The following is a 1,968-nucleotide window of genomic DNA, read 5'->3' as shown; positions in this document are numbered from 1 at the left end:
TGGCTTTTAACACACTGTTGAGTTCTCAAGAAACGGACGCGTACTTCCTCACCAGAACCCGTTCCCGGATCCCCGCTCAGAGGCGTTCATTTCGTATTCTTAATCTTAGCAGGCCCGCCGATTTCGTGTCAAATCCGGAGACTTGAACAAACCGAGCCAAACCTGTCTAGGATTGGATGCCCCGCTTCCGAGGCAACCCTCGTAACTTACCGTGTCATCCGGCACTTGTCGAATCAACCGATTATTCGGCGTGCTTCGGGCGCCAGAGGACAACCCATGCCAAAGCGCGTTGAAGCGCCTCGACCGAGGTGGCTTGTCATCTCAAGGGGCTTGTCCTGGGGCCCGTCCGCCTGATCGGCGTCCGGCTCGCTCCCGGGACGAAGTGAAAGATTAGGTCGCGATCCACGACACGTCAAATCGACGGACGGGAGCGTGGCGGAGCGCGGGATGAGTGTGCTCGTCACCGTGTGCTGCGCGAGCCATCGTCGGCGAGGGCGGGCTCGCAGCGAGGGGTGGCGATTGGCGGTGGGAGGGGGTGATCAGCGAGTTCGAAGGGGGTTGGAGAAGGGTGGTAGGAGGTGAGAGTGCGGTCGGCCCGATGTGGCGGAGGCAGTGGGGTGGGGTGGCTCGTTGGGGGTCTTGCGGGCGAGGAGCGGGAGAGACTGCAGTACTTGCTGCTCTGAGGTGCGGGGTTGTGTTCTGTGGCCGGTGCTCCAGCGCGTTCGCGACGAAGGCAGTGACGGGCGTGTGGAGGCGGTGATGAGGTCAGGTCGCTCGGACGGTTGTCGGGTCCAGAGTGCAGGGCAGGGGTTCGGAGGGGCGCGTATTCTGCCCCGGTGACCACTGCCGCCACAATTGCCCCCTCGGTTCGACCTGCGACCCGTCTGCGTTCCTCTGCCCCTTGGTGGATGGCTTTGGTCGCGGGGGCGGTGGCGTTCTCGGGGACGGGGGCGGCCACCCTGAACGGTGACGAGCTGGCCACCATCAGCGCGGCTTCCCGGTCACTGGCGGGCTTGTGGGAGTTGGCCCGGAACATCGACGGGCACTTCCTGCCGTACTACCTGTTCATGCACTTCTGGATTAAGGCCGGCACGGCTGAGCTGTGGTTGCGGCTGCCGTCGGCGGTGGCGATCGGGGTGGCGGCCTGGTTCCTCGCCGACCTCGGAAGGCGGCTGCACAGTGTGCGGGCGGGCGTGATCGGGGCGGCGCTGTTCGCGATCCTGCCGTCCGTCTCCTATTACGGGGCTTTCGCCAGGTCCTACGCGTTTGCGGCGGCCGCGGTGGTGTTCTCGTTCTGGGCGCTGCACCGGGCGGTGGAGCGGCCGAGCGGGCGGAGGTGGGTGGCGTACGGGGTGGCGGTGGCGCTGGTGTGCTGCACGCATCTGTTCGCGGTGCTGGCGCTGCCCGCGCACCTCGCCCTGGCGCGGCGTGGGGTGCTGATGCGGATGGCGGTGGCGCTGGGGATCGGAGGTCTGCCCGCGGTCGTGCTGGGACTGGTCGGGTTCGGGGAGCGACACGCGATCAGCTGGATCCCGCAGCGGGGGCCGGAGGTTTGGCTCAAGTTCCCGAAGATGGCGGCGGGCTCGACCGGGGCCGGGGTGCTGCTGTTCGCGGTCGCGCTGGCCGGTGCGGTGGTGCTCTGGAAGTCGACGGCGGGCCGTGATCAGGTGCGCGACGACGGGAGCCGGCCGGCGGGGGCTCGTCAGGCTCGGGGGCAGGGTGACGGTTCCGCGGAGCCTGACCAGGTGTGGGGGCATGGTGACGGTTTCGCGGGGCTTGATCCGGTGGCCGGGGAAGGTGGCCGGTGGGCTGTTGCGGGGGTGGGGTGGCTGGTGCTGCCGCCGCTGCTGCTGCTCGCGGTCTCGCAGCTGGTGACGCCGGCGTACGTGGACCGGTACCTGTTCGTGACGGCGCCCGCCCTCGCGCTGCTGGCGGGGGTGGCTGTGGCGGGTGTGCCGCGGTTCCCGG

1 protein-coding gene is annotated in these 1,968 nt (G+C 68.1%); it reads left to right on the top strand.

Annotation, left to right across the window (positions count from 1 at the left end):
- Positions 1-908: 908 nt before the first annotated feature.
- Positions 909-1,968 (top strand): glycosyltransferase family 39 protein (locus ACWCSD_RS52025; RefSeq protein WP_449927236.1); only part of this gene is annotated, 1,060 nt, incomplete at its 3' end.

This window comes from Nonomuraea sp. NPDC001684, assembly GCF_053596515.1.
This window is presented reverse-complemented; position numbering and strand designations above follow the sequence as displayed.